General features: G+C 66.5%; 26 protein-coding genes. 5 read left to right on the top strand and 21 right to left on the bottom strand.

Annotated features, from left to right (window positions below):
* Positions 1-71: 71 nt before the first annotated feature.
* Positions 72-989 carry a LysR family transcriptional regulator gene (locus tag M8009_RS01710; RefSeq protein WP_250059035.1) on the bottom strand — a complete coding sequence of 306 codons (918 nt, stop codon included), beginning with the start codon at positions 987-989 and terminating at the stop codon, positions 72-74.
* A gap of 140 nt (positions 990-1,129) precedes the next feature.
* Here M8009_RS01710 and ppnN point away from each other — a divergent pair, with 140 nt between their 5' ends.
* Positions 1,130-2,491, top strand: coding sequence for a nucleotide 5'-monophosphate nucleosidase PpnN (ppnN, locus tag M8009_RS01705; protein ID WP_284047676.1), 1,362 nt, complete (start codon positions 1,130-1,132; stop codon positions 2,489-2,491).
* Between the two features lie 190 nt (positions 2,492-2,681).
* Here the strand turns inward: ppnN and M8009_RS01700 are convergent, their stop codons facing one another.
* Positions 2,682-3,047 carry a hypothetical protein gene (locus M8009_RS01700; RefSeq protein ID WP_250059034.1) on the bottom strand — a complete coding sequence of 122 codons (366 nt, stop codon included), beginning with the start codon at positions 3,045-3,047 and terminating at the stop codon, positions 2,682-2,684.
* A 1-nt stretch (position 3,048) separates the two neighbouring features.
* Positions 3,049-3,513 (bottom strand): flavodoxin, encoded by a 465-nt coding sequence (locus tag M8009_RS01695; protein ID WP_250059033.1) that lies wholly within the window; start codon positions 3,511-3,513, stop codon positions 3,049-3,051.
* A gap of 133 nt (positions 3,514-3,646) precedes the next feature.
* Between M8009_RS01695 and M8009_RS01690 the strand changes: the two genes are divergently transcribed.
* Positions 3,647-3,856, top strand: a complete 210-nt coding sequence (locus M8009_RS01690; RefSeq protein ID WP_250059032.1) for a DUF2788 domain-containing protein — start codon at positions 3,647-3,649, stop codon at positions 3,854-3,856.
* 73 nt (positions 3,857-3,929) lie between these two features.
* Here the strand turns inward: M8009_RS01690 and ihfA are convergent, their stop codons facing one another.
* The 9 genes from ihfA to M8009_RS01645 all read right to left on the bottom strand — a co-directional run bounded on the left by ihfA (position 3,930) and on the right by M8009_RS01645 (position 12,816).
* The gene (gene ihfA, locus M8009_RS01685; RefSeq protein ID WP_106230963.1) at positions 3,930-4,232 is read right to left on the bottom strand and encodes an integration host factor subunit alpha; all 303 of its coding nucleotides are present in this window, start codon (positions 4,230-4,232) and stop codon (positions 3,930-3,932) included.
* 50 nt (positions 4,233-4,282) lie between these two features.
* Positions 4,283-6,661 carry a phenylalanine--tRNA ligase subunit beta gene (gene pheT, locus M8009_RS01680; RefSeq protein ID WP_250059031.1) on the bottom strand — a complete coding sequence of 793 codons (2,379 nt, stop codon included), beginning with the start codon at positions 6,659-6,661 and terminating at the stop codon, positions 4,283-4,285.
* Between the two features lie 34 nt (positions 6,662-6,695).
* A complete protein-coding gene (pheS, locus tag M8009_RS01675) occupies positions 6,696-7,715 on the bottom strand; it encodes a phenylalanine--tRNA ligase subunit alpha (protein WP_250059030.1) in 1,020 nt (339 codons plus the stop codon).
* 131 nt (positions 7,716-7,846) lie between these two features.
* On the bottom strand, positions 7,847-8,200 hold the full coding sequence (gene rplT / locus M8009_RS01670; RefSeq protein WP_013332273.1) for a 50S ribosomal protein L20: 354 nt from the start codon (positions 8,198-8,200) through the stop codon (positions 7,847-7,849).
* 37 nt (positions 8,201-8,237) lie between these two features.
* The gene (gene rpmI, locus M8009_RS01665) at positions 8,238-8,432 is read right to left on the bottom strand and encodes a 50S ribosomal protein L35 (RefSeq protein WP_016854829.1); all 195 of its coding nucleotides are present in this window, start codon (positions 8,430-8,432) and stop codon (positions 8,238-8,240) included.
* Positions 8,433-8,537: 105 nt separating this feature from the next.
* Complete coding sequence (gene infC / locus M8009_RS01660; RefSeq protein ID WP_347709824.1) at positions 8,538-9,080, bottom strand: translation initiation factor IF-3; 543 nt, start codon at positions 9,078-9,080, stop codon at positions 8,538-8,540.
* 34 nt (positions 9,081-9,114) lie between these two features.
* Complete coding sequence (gene thrS / locus M8009_RS01655; protein ID WP_250059028.1) at positions 9,115-11,016, bottom strand: threonine--tRNA ligase; 1,902 nt, start codon at positions 11,014-11,016, stop codon at positions 9,115-9,117.
* Between the two features lie 219 nt (positions 11,017-11,235).
* Positions 11,236-12,048, bottom strand: coding sequence for an OmpA family protein (locus tag M8009_RS01650; protein ID WP_250059027.1), 813 nt, complete (start codon positions 12,046-12,048; stop codon positions 11,236-11,238).
* 300 nt (positions 12,049-12,348) lie between these two features.
* The gene (locus M8009_RS01645) at positions 12,349-12,816 is read right to left on the bottom strand and encodes a DUF2489 domain-containing protein (RefSeq protein WP_250059026.1); all 468 of its coding nucleotides are present in this window, start codon (positions 12,814-12,816) and stop codon (positions 12,349-12,351) included.
* Positions 12,817-12,996: 180 nt separating this feature from the next.
* Between M8009_RS01645 and M8009_RS01640 the strand changes: the two genes are divergently transcribed.
* Complete coding sequence (locus tag M8009_RS01640; RefSeq protein WP_430886879.1) at positions 12,997-14,454, top strand: SLC13 family permease; 1,458 nt, start codon at positions 12,997-12,999, stop codon at positions 14,452-14,454.
* Positions 14,455-14,540: 86 nt separating this feature from the next.
* On the opposite strand, the gene M8009_RS01635 is transcribed toward M8009_RS01640, so the two are convergent.
* The 4 genes from M8009_RS01635 to M8009_RS01620 are packed head-to-tail and all read right to left on the bottom strand — an operon-like array spanning position 14,541 to position 17,775.
* Positions 14,541-15,461, bottom strand: coding sequence for a heme o synthase (locus M8009_RS01635; protein ID WP_250059024.1), 921 nt, complete (start codon positions 15,459-15,461; stop codon positions 14,541-14,543).
* The gene (locus M8009_RS01630) at positions 15,454-16,542 is read right to left on the bottom strand and encodes a COX15/CtaA family protein (RefSeq protein WP_430886878.1); all 1,089 of its coding nucleotides are present in this window, start codon (positions 16,540-16,542) and stop codon (positions 15,454-15,456) included. The genes M8009_RS01635 and M8009_RS01630 overlap by 8 nt, the downstream gene beginning before the upstream one ends.
* Entirely contained in the window at positions 16,526-17,086 is a 561-nt protein-coding gene (locus tag M8009_RS01625; RefSeq protein ID WP_250059023.1) for a hypothetical protein, read from the bottom strand. Before M8009_RS01625 ends, M8009_RS01630 begins: the two co-directional genes overlap by 17 nt.
* Positions 17,083-17,775 (bottom strand): SURF1 family protein, encoded by a 693-nt coding sequence (locus tag M8009_RS01620; protein ID WP_250059022.1) that lies wholly within the window; start codon positions 17,773-17,775, stop codon positions 17,083-17,085. Before M8009_RS01620 ends, M8009_RS01625 begins: the two co-directional genes overlap by 4 nt.
* A 52-nt stretch (positions 17,776-17,827) precedes the next feature.
* On the opposite strand from M8009_RS01620, the gene M8009_RS01615 reads away from it, so the two are divergent.
* Positions 17,828-18,022, top strand: coding sequence for a DUF2909 family protein (locus M8009_RS01615; protein WP_250059021.1), 195 nt, complete (start codon positions 17,828-17,830; stop codon positions 18,020-18,022).
* Positions 18,023-18,063: 41 nt separating this feature from the next.
* On the opposite strand, the gene M8009_RS01610 is transcribed toward M8009_RS01615, so the two are convergent.
* The 5 genes from M8009_RS01610 to M8009_RS01590 form a co-directional block, all read right to left on the bottom strand.
* Positions 18,064-18,927 carry a cytochrome c oxidase subunit 3 gene (locus M8009_RS01610; RefSeq protein ID WP_250059020.1) on the bottom strand — a complete coding sequence of 288 codons (864 nt, stop codon included), beginning with the start codon at positions 18,925-18,927 and terminating at the stop codon, positions 18,064-18,066.
* Complete coding sequence (locus tag M8009_RS01605) at positions 18,924-19,520, bottom strand: cytochrome c oxidase assembly protein (protein WP_250059019.1); 597 nt, start codon at positions 19,518-19,520, stop codon at positions 18,924-18,926. Before M8009_RS01605 ends, M8009_RS01610 begins: the two co-directional genes overlap by 4 nt.
* A gap of 30 nt (positions 19,521-19,550) precedes the next feature.
* Complete coding sequence (gene ctaD, locus M8009_RS01600; protein WP_250059018.1) at positions 19,551-21,182, bottom strand: cytochrome c oxidase subunit I; 1,632 nt, start codon at positions 21,180-21,182, stop codon at positions 19,551-19,553.
* 47 nt (positions 21,183-21,229) lie between these two features.
* Entirely contained in the window at positions 21,230-22,354 is a 1,125-nt protein-coding gene (coxB, locus tag M8009_RS01595) for a cytochrome c oxidase subunit II (RefSeq protein ID WP_250059017.1), read from the bottom strand.
* A 120-nt stretch (positions 22,355-22,474) separates the two neighbouring features.
* A complete protein-coding gene (locus tag M8009_RS01590; RefSeq protein ID WP_106230980.1) occupies positions 22,475-22,648 on the bottom strand; it encodes a DUF2970 domain-containing protein in 174 nt (57 codons plus the stop codon).
* A 206-nt stretch (positions 22,649-22,854) separates the two neighbouring features.
* On the opposite strand from M8009_RS01590, the gene M8009_RS01585 reads away from it, so the two are divergent.
* Positions 22,855-23,211 carry a hypothetical protein gene (locus M8009_RS01585; protein ID WP_250059016.1) on the top strand — a complete coding sequence of 119 codons (357 nt, stop codon included), beginning with the start codon at positions 22,855-22,857 and terminating at the stop codon, positions 23,209-23,211.
* Positions 23,212-23,306: the final 95 nt, after the last annotated feature.

Below are 23,306 nucleotides of genomic sequence, written 5' to 3'. Positions count from 1 at the left end.
GACGGGCATGCGGCATCCCCGCGTGCGCCGACGCGCGGCAGCAGGCCCCGCCACGTCGGGGCCTGCTGCGTTCAGGCCTCGTGGCGCTCCGGCCCCTCGCCGAAGCCGAAGCGTTCGTGACGGCGCTGCTCGCAATAGCCCTCGAGCAGCCGCACGTAGCGCCGCGGCATCTGCTCGCCGGCCCGCATGACCAGGTGCAGGGTCTCGTGGACCGGCTGGGGCAGGGAGAGCTCCTTGACCTGACGCTGCCAGGGCGAGGTCTCCAGCACCACCCGCGAGACCACCGTGAAGCCGAGCCCGCGCGCCACGGCATCCAGCACCATGCTCACCTCGTTGGTAAAGCCCTGGCGCGGGAAGTGGCTCATGGAGCGGAAGTCGGGAAAGTTGGCCTTCAGCAAGGCAACCGCGTGGTCCTCCCCGCCCGAGTAGCTGATGAAGCCGATCCCCATCAGGTCGGCCAGGCCGTTGCCGGCGAAGTCCGCCGGCACCACCAGGCAGAGCGGCTCCTGGTGCCAGGCCTTGCAGTCGAGATCGGGATGGCGCACGGCCTCGGTGATGATCCCCAGGTCATGACGCCCGCCCAGCACGTCAGCGACGATCTCGGCGTTGAAGGCGAAGCTGTAGCTCACCGTGAGCCCGGGCTGCATCTGCTGCTGGCCGAGGATGAAGGGATAGAGCATCAGGCCGACACTGCCCGGCGAGGCGAGGCGGCACTCGCCACTCTCAAGGCTATCGTTGTCCAGGGAGTGGCGGAACTGCTCATGCTCGGCGAACAGCTTGAGCGCGTAGTCGTAGGCACGCCGCCCGCTCTCGGTGAGCACGAGGCGCCGCCCCTGACGATCCAGCAGCGGCTTGCCGAGGTACTCCTCGAGCTTGCGCACGTGCTGGCTGACCCCGGGCTGGGTCATCTCCAGGCGATGGGCGGTGCGCGTGAAGCTGCCGGTCTCGACCAGGGTGATGAAGGTGCGGAAGTATCGGGCGTTGAACATGGGGCGTCACGTCGCGGGCAGTGGCCGGGCAGACCGGATTCTACCAGCTCGCCACCAGGGCCGCAGCGATGCCCGCAGAGGCGCGACATGGTAGCATCGAGGGACGAGCAATGCCGCCAAGACGACAGGGAACGCCAAGGATGCCCGACACCATTTCCACTACCATCTCGCCTGAAGGCAGCCTCGAGATCCTCTCGCAGCAGGAGGTCGAGCGCCTTCACGACACCTCGAAGAGCGGCCTGCACGACCTGCTGCGCAGCTGCTCGCTGGCAGTACTCAACTGCGGCAACCCCACCGATGACGGCCTGGCCCTGCTCGAGACCTATCGCGACTTCGACATCGAGGTGCTGCAGCAGGACCGCGGGGTACGCCTCAAGATCACCAATGCCCCCGCGGAGGCCTTCGTCGACGGCAAGATGATCCGCGGCATCCGCGAGCACCTCTCCGCGGTGCTGCGCGACATCGTCTACGTCTACAACGAGATCCAGACCCGCCATCGCTTCGACCTGCAGACCGCCGAGGGCACCACCAACGCGGTCTTCCATATCCTGCGCAAGGCCGGGACCCTCAAGCCGGGACGCGACCCCAGCCTGGTCGTCTGCTGGGGCGGCCACTCGATATCCCGCGAGGAGTACGACTACACCAAGTCCGTCGGCTACCACCTGGGGCTTCGCGAGCTGGACATCTGCACCGGCTGCGGGCCTGGCGCCATGAAGGGGCCCATGAAGGGCGCCAACGTCGCCCATGCCAAGCAGCGTCGCACCCAGGGGCGCTACCTGGGGGTCTCGGAGCCCGGGATCATCGCCGCCGAGGCGCCCAACCCCATCGTCAACGAGCTGGTGGTGATGCCCGACATCGAGAAGCGCCTCGAGGCGTTCGTGCGACTGGGACACGGGATCATCGTCTTCCCCGGCGGCGTGGGCACCGCCGAGGAGATCCTCTACCTGCTGGGGATCCTGCTGCACCCGGACAATGCCGACATGGCGCTGCCGGTGATCCTCACCGGTCCCGCCGACTCTGCCGACTACTTCAGGCGCATCGACGAGTTCCTGGTCTACACCCTGGGCGAGGAGGTGCGCCAGCGCTACCGCATCGTCGTCGACGACGCCGTCGAGGTCGCCCGCACCATGCGCAAGAACATCGATGCGGTGACCGAGTATCGCCGCAGCCGCCAGGACGCCTTCTACTACAACTGGCGCCTAACCGTGGCCCGGGACTTCCAGGAAACCTTCGAGCCCACCCACGAGGCCATGGCCGGCCTGGCGCTCCACCGCGAGCAGCCCGTCCACGAGCTGGCCGCCAACCTGCGCCGCGCCTTCTCGGGCATCGTTGCCGGCAACGTCAAGGAGAAGGGCATCCGCGCGATAGAGGCCCATGGCCCCTTCCGGCTGAGTGCCGAGCCGGAGCTGATGGCCCGCCTCGACGCGCTGCTGGCCTCCTTCGTCGCCCAGGGCCGCATGAAGCTCGCCGGGGACTACGTGCCCTGCTATACGCTGGGGTAGCGCCGAGCGCCGAGCGCCGAGCGCCGAGCGCCGAGCGCCGAGCGCCGAGCGCCGAGCGCCGAGCGCCGAGCGCCGAGCGCCGAGCGCCGAGCAGGATGGTGCTCGTGAAGCCCTATGGCAACAAAGAAAAACCTCCAGCAAATGACGCTGCTGAAGGTTATGCTTGGCTGCTTGGCGCTGCCCGAAGAGCTCAACCGGGCGCTCTCACCCACAGCCCCAGGGCATGCAGCAGCAGCCCCAGGGTGGCGCCGTGGGAGACCAGCAGCTCCCAGCCGAAGAAGTCGCTGGTCAGGGCATGCCACGCCGCCATCACGACCAGCCCCGCGACAAGGCAGAGCCCCAGCCGGCGCAGCAGCGCGGGAAGGCGCGAACGCGCCTCGCCGGGGAGCAGCCGCCACTGCAGCACGCTCACCACGGCCACCACCGCCAGCGCCATCAGCATCAGCGACAGACGCGTCTCGTGCCCGCCGACCAGGTAGCGTGGCAGGGTCCCCAGCATCAGCACCCCGAGTCCCAGCAGCAGGCTGAGGCGCTCCGCTGTCGGCGTCGCGCCCATGTCAGGCCACCTTCAACTGCTGGGCATCGATCCACTGCTCGACCCATGGCAGGGCCTCGTCGTCCGCCATGAAGGTCTCCATGGCATCCACCTCGAGACGCTCACCGAGACGCTGGGCCCCCTGCCCCTCGAGCAGCGCATCGAGGTAGCGACCGGCACCACAGAAGGTGTCGCCGTAGGAGCTGTCGCCCAGGGCGATAAGGCCGTAGCGAAGACCGGCGAGGCCGGGACTCTGCTCCTCTAGGTCGCGGGCGAAGGGCACGATATTGCCGGGCAGGTCGCCGCTGCCGGTGGTCGAGACGCAGAACAGCGCCAGGTCGGTGGGCGTGCCGATGAGGTCGTCGAGGGTCGGCTGGTCGAAGATGGCCACCTCGTAGCCGGCCTCCTCGAACAGCGGCTTGACCTGCTCGGCGACGTCCAGGGCCCCGCCATACATGGTACCTACGAAGATCTTGAGCATGGGCATGTCATGGATTTACCTGAGAATTTCACTCGGATATTAACATGGGGTGCGGCATGGGGCCACGCCTTGGCGCCTGCGGCGACGCTGATACCCGAGTACAATGGTCGGGTTTCCACACAGCACGCTGGGAGGCATCGTGCAGCAGACCTTCGAGACCTGGATCACCCCGATCATGATCGGTGGCCTGATCCTCTTCATGTGCTTCATCATCTGGGATCTGGCGAAGAAGTCCCAGGCCGGCCACTTCGGCACCATCATGCTCTTCGTGGTACTGGGTGCCGGGATGCTGGGCTATGTGTTCAAGGTGGTGATCACCTGGATGCTGGAGAACGGCAACGGCGTCTGACGACACGCCGAGCCTCGACCACGAAAAACGCCACTCCTCGGAGTGGCGTTCTTCATGGCCGGCAGCCGGACGATCAGTGCGCCTCGCCGCGGTATCCCTCGACCTGGCTCTTGAGCTTCTGACCGGGCCGGAAGGTGACCACCCGCCGCGCGGAGATCGGGATCTCCTCGCCGGTCTTGGGGTTGCGACCGGGTCGTTCACGCTTGTCACGCAGGTCGAAGTTGCCGAAGCCCGAGAGCTTGACCTGCTCGTTCTCGCGCAGGCAGCCGCGTATCTCCTCGAAGAAGGCCTCCACCATGGACTTGGCCTCACGCTTGGAGAGGCCAAGCTCGGCGTGCAGATGTTCGGCCAGTTCCGCCTTGGTCAACGCACCCATGTTGTCGTCCTCGTGGCGCTGGTCCTGCCGATCGCCGAGACGCTCGGGCCTCATGCGCGCAACTCCGCCCCTAGGTGCTGACGTGACTCCGCGACGATGGCATCAACCAACTGATTGATTTCCTCGTCATTAAGCGTGCGCGATGGATGCTGCCAGGTCAAGCCCAGGGCCACGCTCTTGAGACCCTCTGGCACCCCCTTGCCCTGGTAGACATCGAACAGGTGAGACTCCACCAGCCACTCGCCGGCCTGGGCCCGGATGGTGTCGAGCAGCGACTGCACCGGCAGCTGCTCGTCCACCAGGAAGGCCAGGTCGCGACGCACCTCGGGATGACGCGACAGCGGCGTGAAGGCCGGCACCCGGCCCTGGGTCAGCGCATCGAGGCGCACCTCGAAGAGCAGCGCGTCGACCTTCAGGCCGAGCCTGGCGCGAACGGCCGGGTGCAGGGTACCGATCCAGCCGGCCTCCTCGCCGCGATGCAGGATGCGGGCGCACTGGCCGGGATGCAGGGCCGGATGCTCGCCGGGCTCGAAGCGCCACGCCTCGGGCTCGCCGAGGACCAGCAGGCTCTCCAGATCGCCCTTGAGGTCGAAGAAGTCGACCGGCTCCCTGCCGCCGCTCCAGCCCTCCGGCTCGCGAGACCCGCAGACCAGCGCCCCGAGCATCGGGGTCTGGTGCAGGTGGTCGAGCTCGCCGCGGAAGGTAAGGCCCGTCTCGAACAGCCGTACCCGGTCCTGCTGGCGATTGAGGTTATGCTGCAGGGCCCGTACCAGCCCGGGAAAGAGGCTCGCACGCATCACCGAGAGGTCGCTGGAGATGGGGTTGGCCAGCGTCGGCGATATCGCCTCGGGATGCAGCGCCTGCTGCAGCTCGGGAGCGACGAAGCTGTAGGTCACCGCCTCCTGGTAGCCGCGGGCGACCATCTGGCGACGCAGCCGCGCCAGGGGCGTGTGCGCCTCGTGGGCCGGGCGCAGGGCCAGGCGGACCTGGGGACGCCGTACCGGCAGGCGGTTGTAGCCATGGATGCGCGCCACCTCCTCGATCAGGTCCTCCTCGATGGCGATATCGAAGCGCCAGCTCGGCACCTGCACGGTCCACCCCTGGCCGGAGGCCTCGACCTCCAGGCCGAGGCGCTCGAGGATCTCGGTGACCTCGTCACCGGGCAGTGACTTGCCCAGCGCCTGCTCCAGCCGCGACGCCCTCAGGGTCGCCTCGCGGCCGTGCGGCAGGTGCGCCTCGCTTGCCACCTCCACCAGCGGCCCCGGCTCGCCACCGGTGATTGCCAGCAGCAGGGCGGTGGCCCGTTCGGCGGCCTCGCGGGGCAGGCGCGGGTCGACACCGCGCTCGAAGCGGTGCGAGGCATCGGTGTGCAGGCCGTAGGTGCGCGCCTGGCCGGCGACCGCCAGCGGCGAGAAGAAGGCCGACTCCAGGAAGATGTCTCGCGTCTCGGGGCTCACCCCGGAGTGCTCGCCGCCCATGACGCCGGCGATGGCCAGCGGGCCACGTTCGTCGGCGATGACCAGCGTGTCGCCCGCCAGGGCGATCTCCTGGCCGTCGAGCAGCACCAGGCGCTCGCCCTCCCGTGCCAGTCGCACGACCACGCTGCCGTGCAGGTTGGCGCGGTCGAAGGCATGCAGCGGCTGGCCGAGCTCGAGCATCACGTAGTTGGTGACATCGACTACCGGGTCGATGGTGCGGATGCCGCTGCGGCGCAGCCGTTCGACCATCCACAGCGGGGTCTCGGCGGTGACGTCGACACCCTTGATCAGGCGCCCGATGTAGCGCGGACAACGCTCGATATCCTCGACGCGCACCGGGAAGGTCTCATCAACGGTGGGGGCCACGGGGGCCAGCTCGGGGCCCGAGACGGCCAACCGATTGAGCACCCCGACCTCGCGTGCCAGCCCCTTGAGGCTCAGGCAGTCCCCGCGGTTCGGCGTCAGGTCCACCTCGATGGTGTGGTCGTCCAGGCCCATGAAGTCACGGAACCCCTCGCCTACCGGCGCGCCGGCCGGCAGCACGAGGATCCCGGCGGAGGTCTCCTCCTCGAGGCCCAGCTCGGAGGCCGAGCAGATCATGCCGCGGGATTCGACCCCGCGCAGACGAGCCTGCTTGATCGTGAAGTCACCGGGCAGCACCGCACCCACCCGGGCGAAGGGCACCTTCTGCCCCACGGCCACATTGGGCGCCCCGCATACCACCTGGATGGACTCGCCGCTGCCGTCGTCGACCTGGCAGACGTTGAGCTTGTCGGCATCGGGATGCGGCGCCTTGCCGACCACCTCGGCCACCACGACCTCGTTGAAGGCGGCGGCCACCGGTTCCACGGCATCGACCTCAAGCCCGGCCATGGTGATCTGGTCGGCCAGCGCCTGGGTGGAGAGCGCCGGCGAGACCCAGTCACGCAGCCACTGTTCGGAAAATTTCATGACGTATCCTGTGTTCTGCTTATCCGATGGTCGATCAGGCGAACTGCCTCAGGAAGCGCAGGTCGTTGTCGAAGAACAGCCGCAGGTCGTTGACGCCGTAGCGCAGCATGGCCAAGCGTTCGGCGCCCATGCCGAAGGCAAAGCCCGTGTAGCGCTCGGCGTCGATGCCGGAGTGGCGGAACACCTCGGGATGCACCATCCCGCAGCCCATCACTTCCAGCCAGCCGCTGTGGGAGCAGACCCGACAGCCATCGCCACCACACATCACGCACTGGATGTCGACCTCCGCCGAGGGCTCGGTGAAGGGGAAGTAGGAGGGCCGGAAGCGCACCGAGAGGTCATCACGCTCGAAGAAGGCGTGCAGGAAGTCCTGGATGGTGCCCTTGAGGTCAGCGAAGCTGACGTCCTCGTCGACCAGCAGCCCCTCGACCTGATGGAACATGGGGGTGTGGGTCAGGTCGGAATCGCTGCGATAGACACGTCCGGGACAGACGATGCGGATCGGGGGCTCGGCCTCCTTCATGGTGCGCACCTGCACCGGCGAGGTATGGGTCCTCAGCAGCCGGGTGGCATCGAAGTAGAAGGTATCGGCCATGCCCCGCGCCGGGTGATGGGCGGGGATATTGAGCGCCTCGAAGTTGTGGTAGTCGTCCTCGATCTCGGGACCGACCGCCACGTCATAGCCGATGCGGGTGAAGAGCCCCTCGATGCGCTCCAGCGTCAAGGTCACCGGGTGCAGGCCACCGCTGGGCTGGCCGCGCCCCGGCAGGGTCACGTCGAGTCGCTCGGCGGCCAGGCGCGCCTCGAGGGCCGCCTTCTCCAGCGCCTGACGCCGCTCGTCCAGTTCCTTGCCAAGGTCCTGCTTGGCCTGGTTAATGCGCTCGCCCGCGGCCGGGCGCTCCTCGCCGGGCAGCTTGCCGAGCCCCTTGAGCAGCGCGGTGATCTCGCCCTTCTTGCCGAGATAGCGGACGCGCAGCTCGTCCAGCGCGGCCAGGCTGTCGGCGGCGTGGATGGCGTCGCGGGCCTCGGCAACCAGAGTGGGAAGGTGGTCCATCCGTTGAGCTCCGAAGTCTTTCAAGAAAGCGGTCTTTCAAAAAAACAGGGGAAGAGCGGCTGCTCTTCCCCTGCGACGATCATGGTCCGGCGACACGGCGCATGCCGCGGCCGGCCAAGGGTCGACGTCCCTTACTGGGCAGCCTTGGCCTTCTCGACGATGGCGGCAAAGGCAGCCTTCTCGTTGACGGCCAGATCGGCCAGCACCTTGCGGTCGATCTCGATACCGGCTTTCTTCAGGCCACCGACGAAGCGGCTGTAGGAGAGGCCGTGCTGACGGGCACCGGCATTGATGCGCTGGATCCACAGGGCGCGGAACTGGCGCTTGCGCTGGCGGCGGTCACGGTACGCGTACTGACCGGCCTTGATGACGGCCTGCTTGGCCACGCGGAAGACGCGCGAACGGGCACCGTAGTAACCCTTGGCCTGCTTGAGAATCTTCTTGTGACGACGACGAGCGACGACACCACGCTTGACACGAGTCATGGCTTTCTCCTGACGTTAGAGGGGTTCACCCGGGGCGTTACAGATTCGGCAGCATGCGCTGCACGAGCTGTTTGTCGGCGTCGTGGATCTGCTTCATCCCACGCAGCTGACGCTTCCGCTTGGTGGACTTCTTGGTCAGGATGTGGCTGCGAAACGACTGCTTGTGCTTGAAGCCGTTGGCCGTCTTCTTGAAGCGCTTGGCAGCGCCGCTGTTGCTCTTGATTTTCGGCATGAGGTTAACTCCGCTCGAGGTTTCTTCAGAAAACCCGTGGCCGACGGAAGGACCTGTCGCCTTCCACCCGTTGGACTGGCCATCGGATCACTTCTTCTCTGCTGCTTACTGCTTCTTCTTGGGGGCAATGATCATGATCATCTGGCGCCCTTCCATCTTGGGGAAGGACTCCACGGTACCAATCTCCTCGAGATCGGCGGCGATCCGCTCCATCAGCTTGCGACCGATGTCCTGGTGCGCCATCTCGCGACCGCGGAAGCGCAGCGTGACCTTGCCCTTGTCGCCACCTTCGAGGAAACGGATCAGGTTCTTCATCTTGACCTGATAGTCACCCTCGTCGGTGCCAGGCCGGAATTTCACTTCCTTGACCTGAATCTGCTTCGTCTTCTTCTTCTGGGCAGACTTCTGCTTCTTCTGCTCGAAGACGAACTTGCCGTAATCCATGATCTTGCAGACGATCGGATCGGCGTTGGAAATCTGCACGAGGTCCATGCCGGCCGCTTCGGCTCGCTCCAGCGCCTCGCCGGTGGGCACTACGCCCAGCTGCTCGCCGTCGCTGTCGATCAGGCGAACCTGATCCTCGGTAATCCGCTCGTTCATGGGGGGGCGCTTGTCTTGAACGCGCCCTCTTGGGTTGCTTCGCTTGATGGTTCCGTCTCCACTTCAGCTTGGGAAGATGTCGCTATTGCCGCTCGGCCCGAACACGGTCGATGAAGGCATCCACCCCCATCGTACCAAGATTCTCGCCACTGCGCGTACGCACGGCCACCGAGTCGGACTCGACTTCCTTATCTCCCACCACTAGGAGATAGGGGACCTTCTGCAACGTATGCTCGCGGATTTTAAAGCCGATCTTCTCGTTCCTCAAGTCCGACTTGACGCGCAGGCCGACTTTCTGCAAACGCTCCACCAGCGACACGGCATGGTCGCGCTGCGCATCGGTGATGGTCATGACCACCACCTGCTGCGGTGCCAGCCAGAGTGGCATGGCCCCGGCATAGTGCTCGATGAGAATCCCCAGGAAGCGCTCGAAGGAGCCCAGGATCGCCCGGTGCAGCATCACCGGCGTCTTGCGCACGCCGTCTTCGTCGACGAACTGGGCCCCCAGCCGCCCCGGCAGGTTGAAGTCGAGCTGCAGGGTGCCGCACTGCCAGACCCGGTTGAGGCAGTCACGCAGCGAGAACTCGATCTTGGGCCCGTAGAAGGCCCCCTCCCCCGGCTGCAGCTCCCATTCGAGCCCGGTGGCGTCGAGCGCGGCCTCGAGACCGGCCTCGGCGCGGTCCCAGAGCTCCGGTTCCCCCAGGAAGTCGTCTTCGGGTCGCGTGGAGAGCTTGAGCTCCACGTCATCGAAGCCCAGCTCACGGTAGACCTTCATGGTCAGGGCGATGAAGGCCTCGGCCTCGGCCTGGATCTGGCCCTCGGTGCAGAAGATATGCGCATCGTCCTGGGTGAAGCCGCGCACCCGCATCAGGCCGTGCAGCGCGCCAGAGGGCTCGTTGCGGTGGCAACTGCCGAACTCGGCCAGACGCAGTGGCAGGTCACGGTAGCTCTTCAGCCCCTGGTTGAACACCTGCACGTGGCACGGACAGTTCATCGGTTTGACCGCGTAGTCGCGCTTCTCCGACTCGGTGGTGAACATCATGTCACTGTAGTGTCCCCAGTGACCGGAAGCCTTCCACAGCGAGAGGTCGACGATCTGCGGCGTCTTGATCTCCTGGTAGCCGTTCTCGACCTGTACCCGGCGCATGTACTGTTCCAGGGCCTGGTAGATGGTCCAGCCATTGGGATGCCAGAAGACCATGCCAGGTGCCTCCTCCTGGAGGTGGAAGAGGTCCATCCGCTTGGCCAGCTTGCGATGGTCGCGCTTCTCGGCCTCCTCGAGCCGCGTGAGGTAGGCCTTGAGCTGCTTCTTGTCGGGCCAGGCCGTGCCGTAGATGCGCGTCAGCATCGGGTTCTCGGCGTTGCCGCGCCAGTAGGCACCGGCCAGCTTGGTCAGCTTGAAGGCCTTCAGATGCCGGGTATTGGGGACGTGCGGGCCCCGGCACATGTCCACGTACTCCTCGTGGTGGTAGAGACGGATGGTCTCCCCCTCGGGAATCTCGCGCACGATCTCCTGCTTGTAGGGTTCCTCGCGATGCAGGAAGGTCAGCATCGCCTTGTCCCGGTCGACGTACTCGCGCACCACGTCGTACTCATGGTCGATCAGCGCCTTCATTCGCGCCTCGATCGTCTCGAGGTCATCGGGCGTCACCGAACGCCCGAAGTCGACGTCATAGTAAAAGCCGTCCTCGATCACCGGGCCGATGGCCATCTTGGCCTCGGGATAGAGCTGCTTGACGGCGTGGCCGATGAGGTGGGCGCAGGAGTGGCGAATGACCTCCAGGCCTTCCGGGTCGCGGGCGGTGAGGATCGCCACCTCGGCGTCGCGGTCGATGACATCGGCAGCGTCCACCTGGACACCATCGATCTTGCCGGCCACGCAGGCCTTGGCGAGGCCGGGGCCGATGCTTTCGGCCAGTTGCATCACGGTGAGGGGGGCGTCGAAGGATCTCTGACTGCCGTCGGGCAGGGTCACGATGGGCATGAAGGGTTCCTTGTGCGCAGTGGTGATCCATACCAGGGATCACGTGTCGCCAGCAGAATGGTCGTGGAAAAAACGACGCCTAGCCTAGCAGAAGCGCACCCTGCGGCGCCATGGCGGTGCATGCCGCCTGACACGAGAGAAGGCGCCCTAAGGCGCCTTCTCTCGTTCTGCCGTCGGCCCCGGGACACGCCCGGGACGATGGAAGGGGTCAGGGCAGGATCACTCCCACTCGCCCAGTTCCACACGACGGTTCTCGGCACGACCCGCATCGGTATCGTTGGTGGCCACCGGCTGGGACTCACCGTAACCGGTGGTCTGCATGCGGTCACGCGCGACGCCCTGGCTGGCCAGGTAGTCGGCCACGGAGTCGGCGCGCTCCTGGGACAGCTGCTGATTGTAGGCAGCGCTGCCCACGGAGTCAGTGTGACCCTCGATGCGCACGCGGACGTTCTCGTTGGCGCGCAGCTTCTCTGCGACGTCGGCAAGGATCTGCTCGGCACCCATGGTCAGGGTCGCGGAGTCGAACTCGAAGTTGACGTCACGCAGCACCAGGTCCTCTTCGCAGCCCAGGGCATTGACCTCGGCACCGGCCGGGGTTCCCGGGCACTGATCCTGGTAGTCCGGCACGCCGTCGTTGTCGGAGTCCAGCGGGCAACCCACGGCATCCACGGCCACGCCGGCCGGGGTTCCCGGGCACTGGTCATCGGCATCGATCACGCCGTCACCGTCGGTATCGCGGGGCGCCGGCTGGGCAGGTGCCGGTGAAGTGTCCGCACACAGCATGGCACCGATGGTGGCACCGGCAGTGGTGCCGATGGCAGCCCCCTGGTCCTCGTCGGACTCGCCGCTGGAAGCATAGCCAATGCCGCCGCCGATCAGGCCGCCGGCCAGGCCGCAGACGAAGGGATGCTGGTACCAGGAATCAGCAGAGGCGCCAGACGCCGTGCTGGATTGGGAAGCAGAGCTGGCACAGCCGGACAGGCCGACCACCAGCGCGGAACCGAGCAACAAGCCAGTCGTGGATTTTTTCATGTAAGACTCCTTCTTCTTGACATCATCCCGGCACGACAGGCCAATGCCTTGATCGCCCGGGGTTCCGAGGAATGACCCGAGGAAAGCGGTCCCCGACCCGCTTTCCGCACTTACAAAGAAAGCACGTAAATGCTGTCTCGGCCAGTGCGGTCCTCCGATGGCCGTGGCCTCCAGCCACATATCAGCCATCTACGAGACTTGCCAAGCTTGCAGCAGACCCTGGATGGTTGCAATGAAAGGATGGTGCGTTACCACACGCAACTGGAGCGACTCGGTCCTGCGCAGGCTGTGGCGAGGCGATCAGTGCAGGCTACCCGGCCAGCCGCGGCGAAATTCCACCACCGCCGCTGCCGCCTTGAGCACGGGCTCCCTGAACTCCTCTTCCACGGCCAGGCGCTCGCGATCCTCACGGAATCGGTCGCGGGGACTGAGCGCCTGGCGGGCGGAGTGGGTATGCAGGTGGCGGGTGCGGCGATGCACCTCGTCGAAGGCCTGGAAGTCGGGGCGCTCGGTCAGCTTCTGGTCGAGGATCTCCAGCAGCACCTTGCAGCGCCAGCTACCCTCGGTGATATCGACCTGCTCCTGCACCAGCGCCGAGGCCACCATCTCGAGATTCTCCAGGCAGTTGCGATGGGCGCGCTGGAGTTCCTCCTCGCGGAAGGCCTTGCGCCGCTGCACCTCCTTCCAGAGGGTATAGGCGTAGGCCCCTAGGCCGGCGATGGTGGCCAGGGCCAGGCCGAGAAGCATCAGTGCCAGGGTATTGGTCATGGGCGTATCCCAGTCGGTTCATGACATGTACAAAGATTATACACGATAAATGTAACTTTCCATCTTAACAGCAGTGCTGGTTGTGACCGAACTGAAGAAACTCGGCCGGACACATTGCCCTGCAAGACGCGTGCATCTTACGTTTTATCTCGTCCCCTCCCACCCCGGCAAGGAGCGATGATGTCCCCCACCGACGACTCTCATGGCAAGCCCTCGGCACCTCCCCTGTCCGCACGCATCGGCCTGTGGCTGGGCCCGCTCTGGGTGCTGATGACCCTGTTACTCCCCGCTCCAGCCGGCATGGCCGAGCCGGCCTGGGCCTGCGTGGGCCTCGCCCTGCTGATGGCCACCTGGTGGTCCACCGAAGCGATCCCGATCCCCGCCACCTCGCTGCTGCCGCTGGCCCTGGTGCCGGCGCTGGGAATCGGCGGCATGAGCGAGACGGCCGCCAGCTACGCCAACCCGATCATCTACCTGTTCCTCGGCGGCTTCCTGCTCGGCATCGCCATGCAGCGCTGGAATCTGCACAAGCGCATCGCCCTTCACGTGCTGCGAGTGGTCGGCCACAAGCCTCGCCAGCAGATCGGCGGCTTCATGCTGGCCACGGGCTTTCTCAGCATGTGGGTGTCCAACACGGCCACGGCCATCATGATGCTGCCCATCGGCATGTCGGTGGTCAGCCTGCTGGACGACAGCGACCCGGAAGAACTGCGCCGCTACGCCACGGCGCTGCTGCTGGCCATCGCCTATTCCGCCAGCATCGGCGGTGTGGCCACCCTGATCGGCACGCCGCCCAATGCTCTGCTGGCCGGCTACCTGGCCGAGGACCGCGGCATCGACATCGGTTTCGCCCAGTGGATGATGATCGGCCTGCCGATCAGTGTCGCCATGATGGTCAGCGCCTGGTGGTGGCTGACCCGAAGCGGCTTCGCCCTGGACGCCGGCGAGGACAGTGCCGGCATGGTCCGCGATGAGCTGGCCAAGCTCGGGCGGACCAGCCCCGCCGAGCGACGCGTGGGCATCGTCTTCGTGCTCGCCGCGGTGGCCTGGATACTGCGTCCGCTGCTCAATGACGCGGGTCTCGACTGGCTCTCCGACACGGGCATCGCCATCATCGCCGGCATCGCACTCTTCCTGGTACCGGCCGGCCGCGAGCCCGGCGTGCGCCTGATGGACTGGGAATCGGCGCGCGAGCTGCCCTGGGGCATCCTGCTGCTGTTCGGTGGTGGCCTGGCCCTGGCCGGCTCCATCAGTCGCTCGGGCCTGGCGGAGTGGATCGCCCAGCAACTCGGCGTGTTCGGCACCTTCCCGCTGCTGGCGATGGTCGGTGTGGTGGTGCTGGTGATCATCTTCCTCACCGAGGTGACCTCCAATACCGCTACCGCCGCCGCCTTCCTGCCGCTGCTCGGGGCCCTGGCCCTGTCGCTGGACATCTCGCCGCTGCTGATCACGGTGCCGGCCGCCATTGCCGCCAGCTGCGCCTTCATGATGCCGGTGGCCACGCCTCCCAACGCGATCGTCTTCGCCACCGGCCACATGAAGATCCAGTCGATGATCCGTGCCGGCTTCGTGCTCAACCTGATCAGCACGGTGCTGGTGACCCTGATGGCCTACTTCCTGATCATCACGCTCTGGTGATCCGACGATGACCATGAAGCAACGAGCCCGGCCAGATGGCCGGGCTCGTTGCATGGAGGGCTGACGATCAGCCGCCCGGCCAGGCCTCAGGCGGCCATCATCCAGGCGGCGCCGTAGTGGTCCAGCAGCAGCACGCCGAAGACGCCCAGGATGTAGCGGATGGAGAACCAGAAGGCCGCCAGGGGGGCCTGGGGGTCATGGCCGCGCCAGACCCGCCAGTTCCACACCATGAAGCGCAGGTTGAGCGCCATCACCCCCACCAGGTAGAGCCCCCCGCTCATGCCGATGGTGAAGGGAAGCAGGGTCACCGCCACGGTCAGCCAGCCATACAGCCACACCTGCAGCCGGGTGAAGGCCTCGCCATGGGTGACCGGCAGCATCGGCACCCCGGCACGGGCGTATTCGTCGCGCTTGTGGATCGCCAGCGCCCAGAAGTGCGGCGGCGTCCAGGCGAAGATGATCAGCATCAACAGCAGCGGCTCGGGGCCCAGCTGCCCGGTGACCGCCGTCCAGCCCAGCAGCGGCGGTGCGGCCCCCGCCACCCCGCCGATGACGATGTTCTGCGGTGTGGCATGCTTGAGGAAGGCGGTGTAGATAAGGGCATAGCCGATCAGCGACCCCAGGGTCAGCCAGGCCGTCAGCAGGTTGACCTGCCAGGCCAGCAGCCCGATGCCGCAGGTCGAGAGCAGGGTCGCCCAGGCCAGGGCCAGCGGCGTCGGCATGCGCTGGGTGGCCAGCGGCCGGCGGGCGGTGCGCAGCATCAGCGCATCCAGGCGACGGTCGACAACGTGGTTGAAGGCCGCGGCCCCACCAGCGGCCAGGCCGATGCCGATCAAGCCGAAGACCACGGCCCCGGGGTCCGGCAGCGGCGCCGCCAGCAGCATTCCGACCAGGGTGCAGACCAGCATCACCGCCACGACCCGGGGCTTGCACAGCGTGTAGAGGTCTCGCCAGCCCCAGCCGGCGAGATGGCCGACCGTCCCACGCTCCATCATGACTTCAGACATGAGCCAACTCCTCCTTCGTTGCAGTATCCCGGGGGCCCGGTGGCCTTAAAGCCACCGGCAGCGTCGACCAGCGCCAATGCCACAGCGCCAACGTCATGGCCACCACCAGCAGCACCGCGCCGGCGGTGTGCAGCAGGGCCAGCCACAGCGGCAGCCAGGCCAGCACGTTGGCGATGCCGATCACCACCTGAATGCCATAGGTCCCGCCCAGCAACGCCAGCCAGGGACGCATCCCCGCTGACCGCAAGTGGCGCATGCCGAGCAGCAGCAGGCTCAGGCCCAGGGCCAGGGCGCCGAGGCGATGCCCGACCTGGATGGCACTGCGCGCCTCGGCATGCAGCAGGCCATGCAGGTAGTTGGGGCCCACCGTCTGGGTCAGGTGGAAGCCCTCGCTCCAGTCCATCGCCGGCCACCACTGGCCGTTGCAGGTGGGGAAGCCCTGGCAGGCGATCCCCGCGTAGTTGCTCGAGGTCCAGCCGCCCAGCGCCAGCTGCCCCACCAGCAAGATCACGGCCAGCCCCCACAGTGGCGTCAGGCGACGCGTCGGCATCACCCTGCCCACGCCGCTCGTGAACCGACGCAGCCGCAGATGCAGCCACAGGAACAGCACCATCACCGTCAGGCCTCCCAGCAGGTGCAGCGTCACCACCTGGGGCCATAGCTTGAGGGTCACCGTAAAGGCCCCGAAGGCGCCCTGCAGCAGGATCACTGCCAGCAGCGCCAGGCTGATAGCCCAGGGATACCCGGCCTCACGACGCCAGCGCGCGCCGAGCACCACCAGGGCGATGACCACCAGCCCCAGGGTCGAGGCCAGGTAGCGGTGCACCATCTCCACCCAGGCCTTGGCGGACTCCAGCGGCACCTCCGGAGAGTGCGCCAGGGCGCGATCTGCGTCCGGCACCACCAGGGCCCCGTAGCAGCCCGGCCAGTCGGGACACCCCAGGCCGGCATCCACCAGCCGCGTCCAGGCCCCCACCAGCACCACCACGGCGGTGAAGACGACCCCTGCCAGGCTCAGCCCCACCAGCCAACGGCGGCGACTCTCCTCGCCGCAGGCCAAGGCGCTACTCGTCATCGCCATCACCCCCCACCACGCTCGAGGCATGGTCGTAACGCGCCATGGGTGGCTCGGGATTCATGCGCAGCAGGCGGCGCAGGTCATCCAACACGTCGGCGGTGTCGACCTCCGGGGCATAGCCGAGCACGGGCCGCCCCTCGGGATCGAGGATCCAGAGGCGATGGGGGGTGCGCCAGTCGACCTCGGTCGTCCACTGCGCCAGGGCCGCACCGGGAAGGGGTTCGCCGCCCCCGCCGATGCGCAGGCGACTGACCCGGGCGGCGTCGCGGCCCAGGGCGCGATGCAGGCGCCACCAGCGATCGGCATTGGCGTCACATGCCTCGGGGCAATCGAAGGCCAGCAGCCAGTCGCTCTCTCCGTCCTTCTCCACCGCCGTCAACGGCCACTGTGAAAGGACAGGGAGCGAGGGTTGCAGCTCGCCATGGGCGGTGCGGCTCTCGGGAATCCCGATCCGCCACTCCACCATGCCCCAGGCCACGGCCACCGGCAGGGCGAAGATCGCGAAGAAGGCCAACAGCTTGAGGCGCTGACGTCCGGCGTGAGTCATCGAGGCATCTCCTTGGGCGGTAGGGACTTCAGTTCGGGGTGGCGTGCCTGGCGTCGCGCCCCCACCAGCATGATCACCAGGGCGGCCAGGGCCAGCCCCCACCACTGCAGGGCGTAGCCCAGGTGACGCTCCGGCGGCACCACGCTGGGCTGCCACCAGGACTCGAGATGGCCCGGCCCCTGCTCGAGGTGCAGCCAGCCGGGGTGCGCGAATGCCGGCTCCAGCTCCCAGGCCGAGAGGTCGATGCGCTGCAGGCGAGCCCCCTCCCGATTGGGGCCGAACAGCGGTGCTGACTCGCCCTCCGGCTGCCAGCGGCCTTCCAGGGTGACCACGCCGCCGGGCGTCTCCACCGAGGGAGCCGCTCGACTGGGGCCGGTCGCCAGGAAGCCACGCTGGACCAGCCAGATCCGTCCGTTGACGTCGCGAAATGGCGTCAGGGGGGCCACCCCCAGGCGCCCCTCATGGGTGCGGTTGTCGAGGAACAGGGTCTGCTCGGCGAGGTATTCGCCCTGCAGCACCAGCTGCGAACCGGTCGGCGGCGCCTCTGCCGGCGCCTCGATTCGCGGTGCGTCCGCCAGGCGAGCCAGGTAGTCGCGCTTGTCGGCGGCACGCTCCCACTGCCATAGTCCCAGTGCGAGGCCCAGCACCACCAGGCAGGACCAGAACCCCCACCAGCCCACCCGACGCATCGCCGAAGGCCCGCCATGCGCGCCGGACGTTGACCCTTTCCTGGAGCCGTGAATGTTACTCAAGATATTGATTGCCCTTGTCTTTCTGGCCATGGTCACGAGCCTGGCCGTGGGTGCCGGTTTCCTGATCCGGGACGGCAGCCACTCACGGCGCGTGCTGGTCTCCCTGAAGGTCCGCGTGGCCCTGGCCGCCACCCTGCTCGCCCTGCTCGGCTACGGTTTCTATCTCGGCGACCTCGGCGGCTGATCACGATCCGGCCGCCCCGGTGTTTAAGAACACACCGGGTTTCAAAACACATAGACGAAGATGAACAGCCCGATCCATACCACGTCGACGAAGTGCCAGTACCAGGCCGCCGCCTCGAAGCCGAAGTGGTCGTCGGCCGTGAAGTGCCCGCGGAACACTCGCCACAGCATCACCGCCAGGATGATGGTGCCGATGATCACGTGCAGCCCGTGGAAGCCGGTGAGCAGGAAGAAGGTGGCGCCATAGATGCCCGCCTGCAGGGTGATGCCGTAATGGGCATAGGCCTCGTAGTACTCCACCCCCTGGATGATGATGAAGCACAGCCCCAGCAGCACGGTCACCGAGAGCCAGAAGCGGGCGCTGTCGCGGAAGCCTTCCTTGATGCCCTCGTGGGCGATGGTCAGGGTAATGCTGGAGGAGACCAGGATCAGGGTATTGACCAGCGGCAGGTGCCAGGGGCTGAAGGTCTCCGTCGGCCCCTCGATGGAAGCGTCAGGCGGATTGAGCAGCGGCCAGCTGGCGGTGAAATCCGGCCACAGCAGCGCCGCCACCCCCTTGGCGCCCTCGCCGTCGAGCCATGGCAACGCAAAGGTCCGCACGTAGAAGAGCGCGCCGAAGAAGGCGGCGAAGAACATCACCTCCGAGAAGATGAACCAGCCCATCCCCCAGCGGAAGGAGCGGTCCATCTGGTCGTCGTAGAGCCCGCCCCGCGACTCGAGGACGACATCACGGAACCACAGCGCCATTACCGCCAGCACGCCGACCAGGCCGAGCGCCATGACCGGCATGCCAGCCGTACCATGCACCAGCACCGTGCCGGTACCGATCATCATCGCCCCCAGCGCCAGCGACGCCAGGATGGGCCACTTGCTGGACTCGGGAACATAGTAGCTGCCACCACTCATGCGCTGTCTCCTTCTTTTCTCGGCCTGCGGGGCGACACCGCTGCCTGCGCCGGCTGCACGGGATAGAGGGTGTAGACCAGGGTCACCGTCTTGATGTCGGCCGGCAGGTCCCGGGTCAGCTGGAAGACCAGCGGCGCCTCCAGGCGCTCACCGCCCTCCAGGCGCTGCTCCTGGAAGCAGAAGCAGCTGAGCTTGCGCAGGTGCACCGAGGCCTCCGAAGGCGAGACGCTGGGTACCGCCCTGGCCTGGCTGGCATCTCCCCCCCGGTTGCGGAAGGTGAAGAACACCTCGTTGCTCTGCCCCGGATGAACCCGGACCTGACGCGTCTGAACGTCGAGCTCCCAGGGCAAGCCGGCGCTCGCCCGGGTGATGAACTGCACGGTCACCATCCGCGAGGTGTCCACCTCCTCGTGCACCAGCATCTGGGCACTGTTGCTGGTCTTGCCGTTGAGGCCGGTGACCTCGCAGAAGACGTCGTAGAGCGGTACCAGGGCGAAGGCGAAGGCGAACATGCCGGCCAGCACCACCAGCGTGCGACTCACCGTCCGTCGCACCCCTTCCCGGCCCCTTGCCTGCTGTTCTTGTCTGGACATGCCTGCCTCCCGCGTCGCTGCCGACGCCACTCAGTGCCGATGGGGATGGAAGTCCGGGGGCGTCTCGAAGGTGTGCAGCGGAGCCGGGCTAGGAACGCTCCACTCCAGGTCCTCGGCGCCCTCCCAGGCCTTGGCCGGAGCCTTCTCGCCGCCGCGCACGCACTTGATGATCACCAGCACGAAGAGCAGCTGGGAGGCACCGAACAGGAAGGCGCCCAGGCTCGAGGCCACATTGAAGTCGGCGAACTGAAGGGCATAGTCGGGGATGCGTCGCGGCATGCCGGCGAGCCCCGAGAAGTGCATCGGGAAGAAGGTCAGGTTGACGCCGATCACCGACAGCCAGAAGTGCCACTGGGACAGCCGCAGGTGTGGGTAGTGACCGGTCCACTTGGGCAGCCAGTAGTAGGCGCCGGCCAGGATCGCGAAGAGCGCACCGGGCACCAGCACATAGTGGAAGTGCGCCACCACGAAGTAGGTGTCGTGATACTGGAAGTCGGCCGGCGAGATGGCCAGCATCAGCCCCGAAAAGCCGCCAACCGTGAACTGCACCACGAAGGCCAGGGCGAACAGCATCGGAGGCTCGAAGCTGATGGAGCCGCGGAACATCGTCGCCACCCAGTTGAAGACCTTCACCCCGGTGGGCACCGCGATCAGCATGGTGGTGTACATGAAGAACAGCTCGGCCACCAGCGGCAGCCCCACCACGAACATGTGGTGGGCCCAGACCAGGAAGGAGAGGATGGCGATGGCCGCCGTGGCATAGACCATGGAGGCATAGCCAAACAACCGCTTGCGGGAGAAGGTCGGGATGATCGCCGAGACGATGCCGAAGGCCGGCAGGATCATGATGTAGACCTCGGGATGCCCGAAGAACCAGAACAGGTGCTGGAACAGCACCGGGTCACCGCCGCCGGCCGCGTTGAAGAAGCTGGTGCCGAAGTTGATGTCCATCAGCATCATGGTGATCACCCCGGCCAGCACCGGCATCACCGCGATCAGCAGGAAGGCGGTGATCAGCCAGGTCCAGACAAACAGCGGCATGTCCATCATGCGCATCCCCGGGGCGCGCAGGTTGAGGATGGTGGCGATGATGTTGATGGCACCGAGGATCGAACTGATACCGGCGATATGCAGCGAGAGGATGAAGAAGGTGGTGGACGGCGGCGCGTAGGTGGTAGAGAGCGGCGCGTAGAAGGTCCAGCCGAAGTTGGGCCCGCCGCCCGGCATAAGTAGGGTGCTGAGCAGCAGGGCGAAGGCCACCGGCAGCAGCCAGAAGCTGAAGTTGTTCAGGCGCGGCAGCGCCATGTCCGGGGCGCCGATCTGCAACGGCACCATCCAGTTCGCCAGGCCCACGAAGGCCGGCATGATCGCACCGAACACCATGATCAGTCCGTGCATGGTGGTCATCTGGTTGAAGAACTCGGGCTGCACCAGCTGCAGGCCGGGCTGGAACAGCTCGGCCCGCACCACCAGGGCGAAGATCCCGCCGATGAAGAACATGCTCAGCGAGAAGATCAGGTAGAGGCTGCCGATCTCCTTGTGGTTGGTGGTCAGCAGCCAGCGCATCAGCCCGCGGGGCCGGGCATGGCCGACCTCGGCCATGCCACCGGCGGTGGCCGTGCTGTGCTCGGGGGTCGGCTTGGGGGGCAGTGTCGAAGCCATCGGAAATCTCCCTGTGACGTCGCGGTAGAGAAACGGAAAGCCGTCGGCTACTCGTCTTTTTCGAGCAGCTCGGCGATTTCCGACGGTTGCACGCTGTCGCCGGACTCGTTGCCCCAGGCATTGCGCTCAAAGGTGACCACGGCGGCAATCTCCACCGGGTTCAGCGTGCTACGGAAGGCCGGCATCGCCGCACCCGACACGCCGTTGACCACGGTATCGACGTGCCAGTCGCGGTCATCGAGCATCTGCTGGTTGCCGGCCAGCGCCGGGAAGGCCGGCGGGTTGCCCTGACCGTCCGGCTGGTGGCAGGAGGCACACACCGAGCCGTAGACCTGTTCGCCTCGCTCCATCAGCTCGTCCATGCCCCACTCGCGATCGACGCCCTGGGCCTCCTGGGCGGCGGCCTCCTTGCGCTCGGCCAGCCACTCCTCGAAGCGCTCCTGCTCGACGGCCTCGACCACCACCGGCATGAAGGCGTGGTCCTTGCCGCACAGTTCCGCGCACTGGCCGCGATAGATGCCGGGCTCCTCGATACGCACCCAGTTCTCGTTGACGAAGCCGGGAATGGCGTCCTGCTTGACCGCCAGGTCGGGCACCCACCAGGAGTGGATGACGTCGTCGGAGGTCAGCAGCAGGCGGACCTTCTGTCCCACCGGCAGCACCAGCGGCTCGTCCACCTCGAGCAGGTAGTGCTCCCCTTTCTCGTCGGTACCACTGATCTGCTCGCGGGGTGTGCCCAGGTTGGAGGTGAAGGCGACCTCCTCGCCCAGGTACTCGTAGCGCCAGCGCCACTGCTGCCCGGTCACCATGATGTCGAGATCGGCCTCGGAGGTGTCGTACATGTTCTTGAGGGTAGCGGTGGCGGGCACCGCCATGCCTACCAGGATCAGCAACGGGATCGCCGTCCAGATCACTTCAACGCTGGTGTGCTCATGGAAGGTGGCCGCCTTGGCACCACGGGAATGGCGATAGCGAAACAGCGAGTAGAACATCGCACCGAACACGATGACCCCGATGATCACGCAGATCCAGAAGATGATCATGTGCAGGGAGTAGATGTCACGGCTGAGTGCCGTGACGCCGACCGGCATGTTCCAGCCACTGGCCAGCGCGGTCGGGGTCAAGGCTGCGGAGGTCAGCCCCCCCGCCATCCACACGAGCGACGTGCGCATCGGCGCCTCCTCAGGGTCATTGTTGTATTAGCGAGCGCTTGCAGCAGTATAGAAGAGTGCGACAGTACGTCACGCCTGCCGTCTAGCGGCAGGTAAACGGCCTCGTCAACGCAGGGGCGCTCAGCGGGCGGCCAGCACCGCCACGAGGGCCACCAGCACCACGAACACCACGCCCATGAGCAGGCCCGCTGCGATGAAGGTACCCGGGCGATTGGAGGCGAAATCCTCACGCCGCCGTGCATCCTTCTGCACCCCCAGGAAGGCCGCCAGCACTGACTTGATCGCTTGCCACATCCCGTCTCTCCTCCGTGCATTGGCGTCGGGCTTCCATCCACCCTAGACCAAGCTTCCGGGATCGACCCGTGGACGCATTCCACGCCGGGCAACCCAGGCGACGGCCCATTTTCGCTGCAACGCACAAGACCGCATTCATCTTCTATACTCAAGACGAGAGCCAAACCTGACCCAACATCCCGCCAGGGACTCGAAGGAGATCGACAATGACCAAGTCCAAAGACACCACGGCCAACCCCGCCCTGGCCGCGGCCCAGCCGATGATGGAGTGGTGGCAGCAACAGTTCACTCAGGGCACTACGCCGATGGCGCGCATGCAGCTGGCCTGGATGCAGAGCATGGCCGAGACCATGCAGTTCGAGGCCCAGTTTCTCCAGGCTCTCGCCGAGAGCGGCCAGAAGATTGCCCAGTCCTTCGATGGCGAGACCCCACAGACGCCTGCCGAGATGCAGGAGCGTTACCAGCAGCTTATCAAGGAGGTCACCGAAGCCCAGATGGAAAGGATGCAGAAGGCGGCAGAGCTCACCCATGACTTCCGAAAGCGTCTCTGGGAAGAGATCTGAGCGATTCCCGATGCCAACCGGGCGCGATGCGCTGGGACGCTACGAAGCGTTCAGGGAGGTGGACGGCACGGCAGGAAGCTCCCTGTCGTGCCACA

Source organism: Halomonas gemina (genome assembly GCF_023554995.1).
Classification (GTDB): domain Bacteria; phylum Pseudomonadota; class Gammaproteobacteria; order Pseudomonadales; family Halomonadaceae; genus Halomonas; species Halomonas gemina.
Note: the sequence above shows the minus strand (reverse complement) of the source record. Positions and strands in the feature narration are given on the sequence as shown.

What these genes read in the sequence shown, in the direction of transcription:
- rpmI (WP_016854829.1), bottom strand. Translation starts at nt 8,432, where the DNA reads ATGCCGAAAATCAAGAGCAACAGCGGCGCTGCCAAGCGCTTCAAGAAG.
- M8009_RS01585 (WP_250059016.1), top strand. Translation starts at nt 22,855, where the DNA reads ATGACCAAGTCCAAAGACACCACGGCCAACCCCGCCCTGGCCGCGGCC.
- ihfA (WP_106230963.1), bottom strand. Translation starts at nt 4,232, where the DNA reads ATGGGTGCGTTGACCAAGGCGGAACTGGCCGAACATCTGCACGCCGAG.
- M8009_RS01590 (WP_106230980.1), bottom strand. Translation starts at nt 22,648, where the DNA reads ATGTGGCAAGCGATCAAGTCAGTGCTGGCGGCCTTCCTGGGGGTGCAG.
- M8009_RS01645 (WP_250059026.1), bottom strand. Translation starts at nt 12,816, where the DNA reads ATGACCAATACCCTGGCACTGATGCTTCTCGGCCTGGCCCTGGCCACC.
- pheS (WP_250059030.1), bottom strand. Translation starts at nt 7,715, where the DNA reads ATGGACCACCTTCCCACTCTGGTTGCCGAGGCCCGCGACGCCATCCAC.
- M8009_RS01620 (WP_250059022.1), bottom strand. Translation starts at nt 17,775, where the DNA reads ATGCGTCGGGTGGGCTGGTGGGGGTTCTGGTCCTGCCTGGTGGTGCTG.
- ctaD (WP_250059018.1), bottom strand. Translation starts at nt 21,182, where the DNA reads ATGGCTTCGACACTGCCCCCCAAGCCGACCCCCGAGCACAGCACGGCC.
- M8009_RS01615 (WP_250059021.1), top strand. Translation starts at nt 17,828, where the DNA reads ATGTTACTCAAGATATTGATTGCCCTTGTCTTTCTGGCCATGGTCACG.
- M8009_RS01605 (WP_250059019.1), bottom strand. Translation starts at nt 19,520, where the DNA reads ATGTCCAGACAAGAACAGCAGGCAAGGGGCCGGGAAGGGGTGCGACGG.
- M8009_RS01610 (WP_250059020.1), bottom strand. Translation starts at nt 18,927, where the DNA reads ATGAGTGGTGGCAGCTACTATGTTCCCGAGTCCAGCAAGTGGCCCATC.
- coxB (WP_250059017.1), bottom strand. Translation starts at nt 22,354, where the DNA reads ATGCGCACGTCGCTCGTGTGGATGGCGGGGGGGCTGACCTCCGCAGCC.
- pheT (WP_250059031.1), bottom strand. Translation starts at nt 6,661, where the DNA reads ATGAAATTTTCCGAACAGTGGCTGCGTGACTGGGTCTCGCCGGCGCTC.
- M8009_RS01640 (WP_430886879.1), top strand. Translation starts at nt 12,997, where the DNA reads ATGTCCCCCACCGACGACTCTCATGGCAAGCCCTCGGCACCTCCCCTG.
- M8009_RS01625 (WP_250059023.1), bottom strand. Translation starts at nt 17,086, where the DNA reads ATGACTCACGCCGGACGTCAGCGCCTCAAGCTGTTGGCCTTCTTCGCG.
- ppnN (WP_284047676.1), top strand. Translation starts at nt 1,130, where the DNA reads ATGCCCGACACCATTTCCACTACCATCTCGCCTGAAGGCAGCCTCGAG.
- M8009_RS01700 (WP_250059034.1), bottom strand. Translation starts at nt 3,047, where the DNA reads ATGGGCGCGACGCCGACAGCGGAGCGCCTCAGCCTGCTGCTGGGACTC.
- M8009_RS01650 (WP_250059027.1), bottom strand. Translation starts at nt 12,048, where the DNA reads ATGAAAAAATCCACGACTGGCTTGTTGCTCGGTTCCGCGCTGGTGGTC.
- M8009_RS01710 (WP_250059035.1), bottom strand. Translation starts at nt 989, where the DNA reads ATGTTCAACGCCCGATACTTCCGCACCTTCATCACCCTGGTCGAGACC.
- M8009_RS01630 (WP_430886878.1), bottom strand. Translation starts at nt 16,542, where the DNA reads ATGGCGATGACGAGTAGCGCCTTGGCCTGCGGCGAGGAGAGTCGCCGC.
- M8009_RS01635 (WP_250059024.1), bottom strand. Translation starts at nt 15,461, where the DNA reads ATGTCTGAAGTCATGATGGAGCGTGGGACGGTCGGCCATCTCGCCGGC.
- M8009_RS01695 (WP_250059033.1), bottom strand. Translation starts at nt 3,513, where the DNA reads ATGCCCATGCTCAAGATCTTCGTAGGTACCATGTATGGCGGGGCCCTG.
- thrS (WP_250059028.1), bottom strand. Translation starts at nt 11,016, where the DNA reads ATGCCCATCGTGACCCTGCCCGACGGCAGTCAGAGATCCTTCGACGCC.
- rplT (WP_013332273.1), bottom strand. Translation starts at nt 8,200, where the DNA reads ATGACTCGTGTCAAGCGTGGTGTCGTCGCTCGTCGTCGTCACAAGAAG.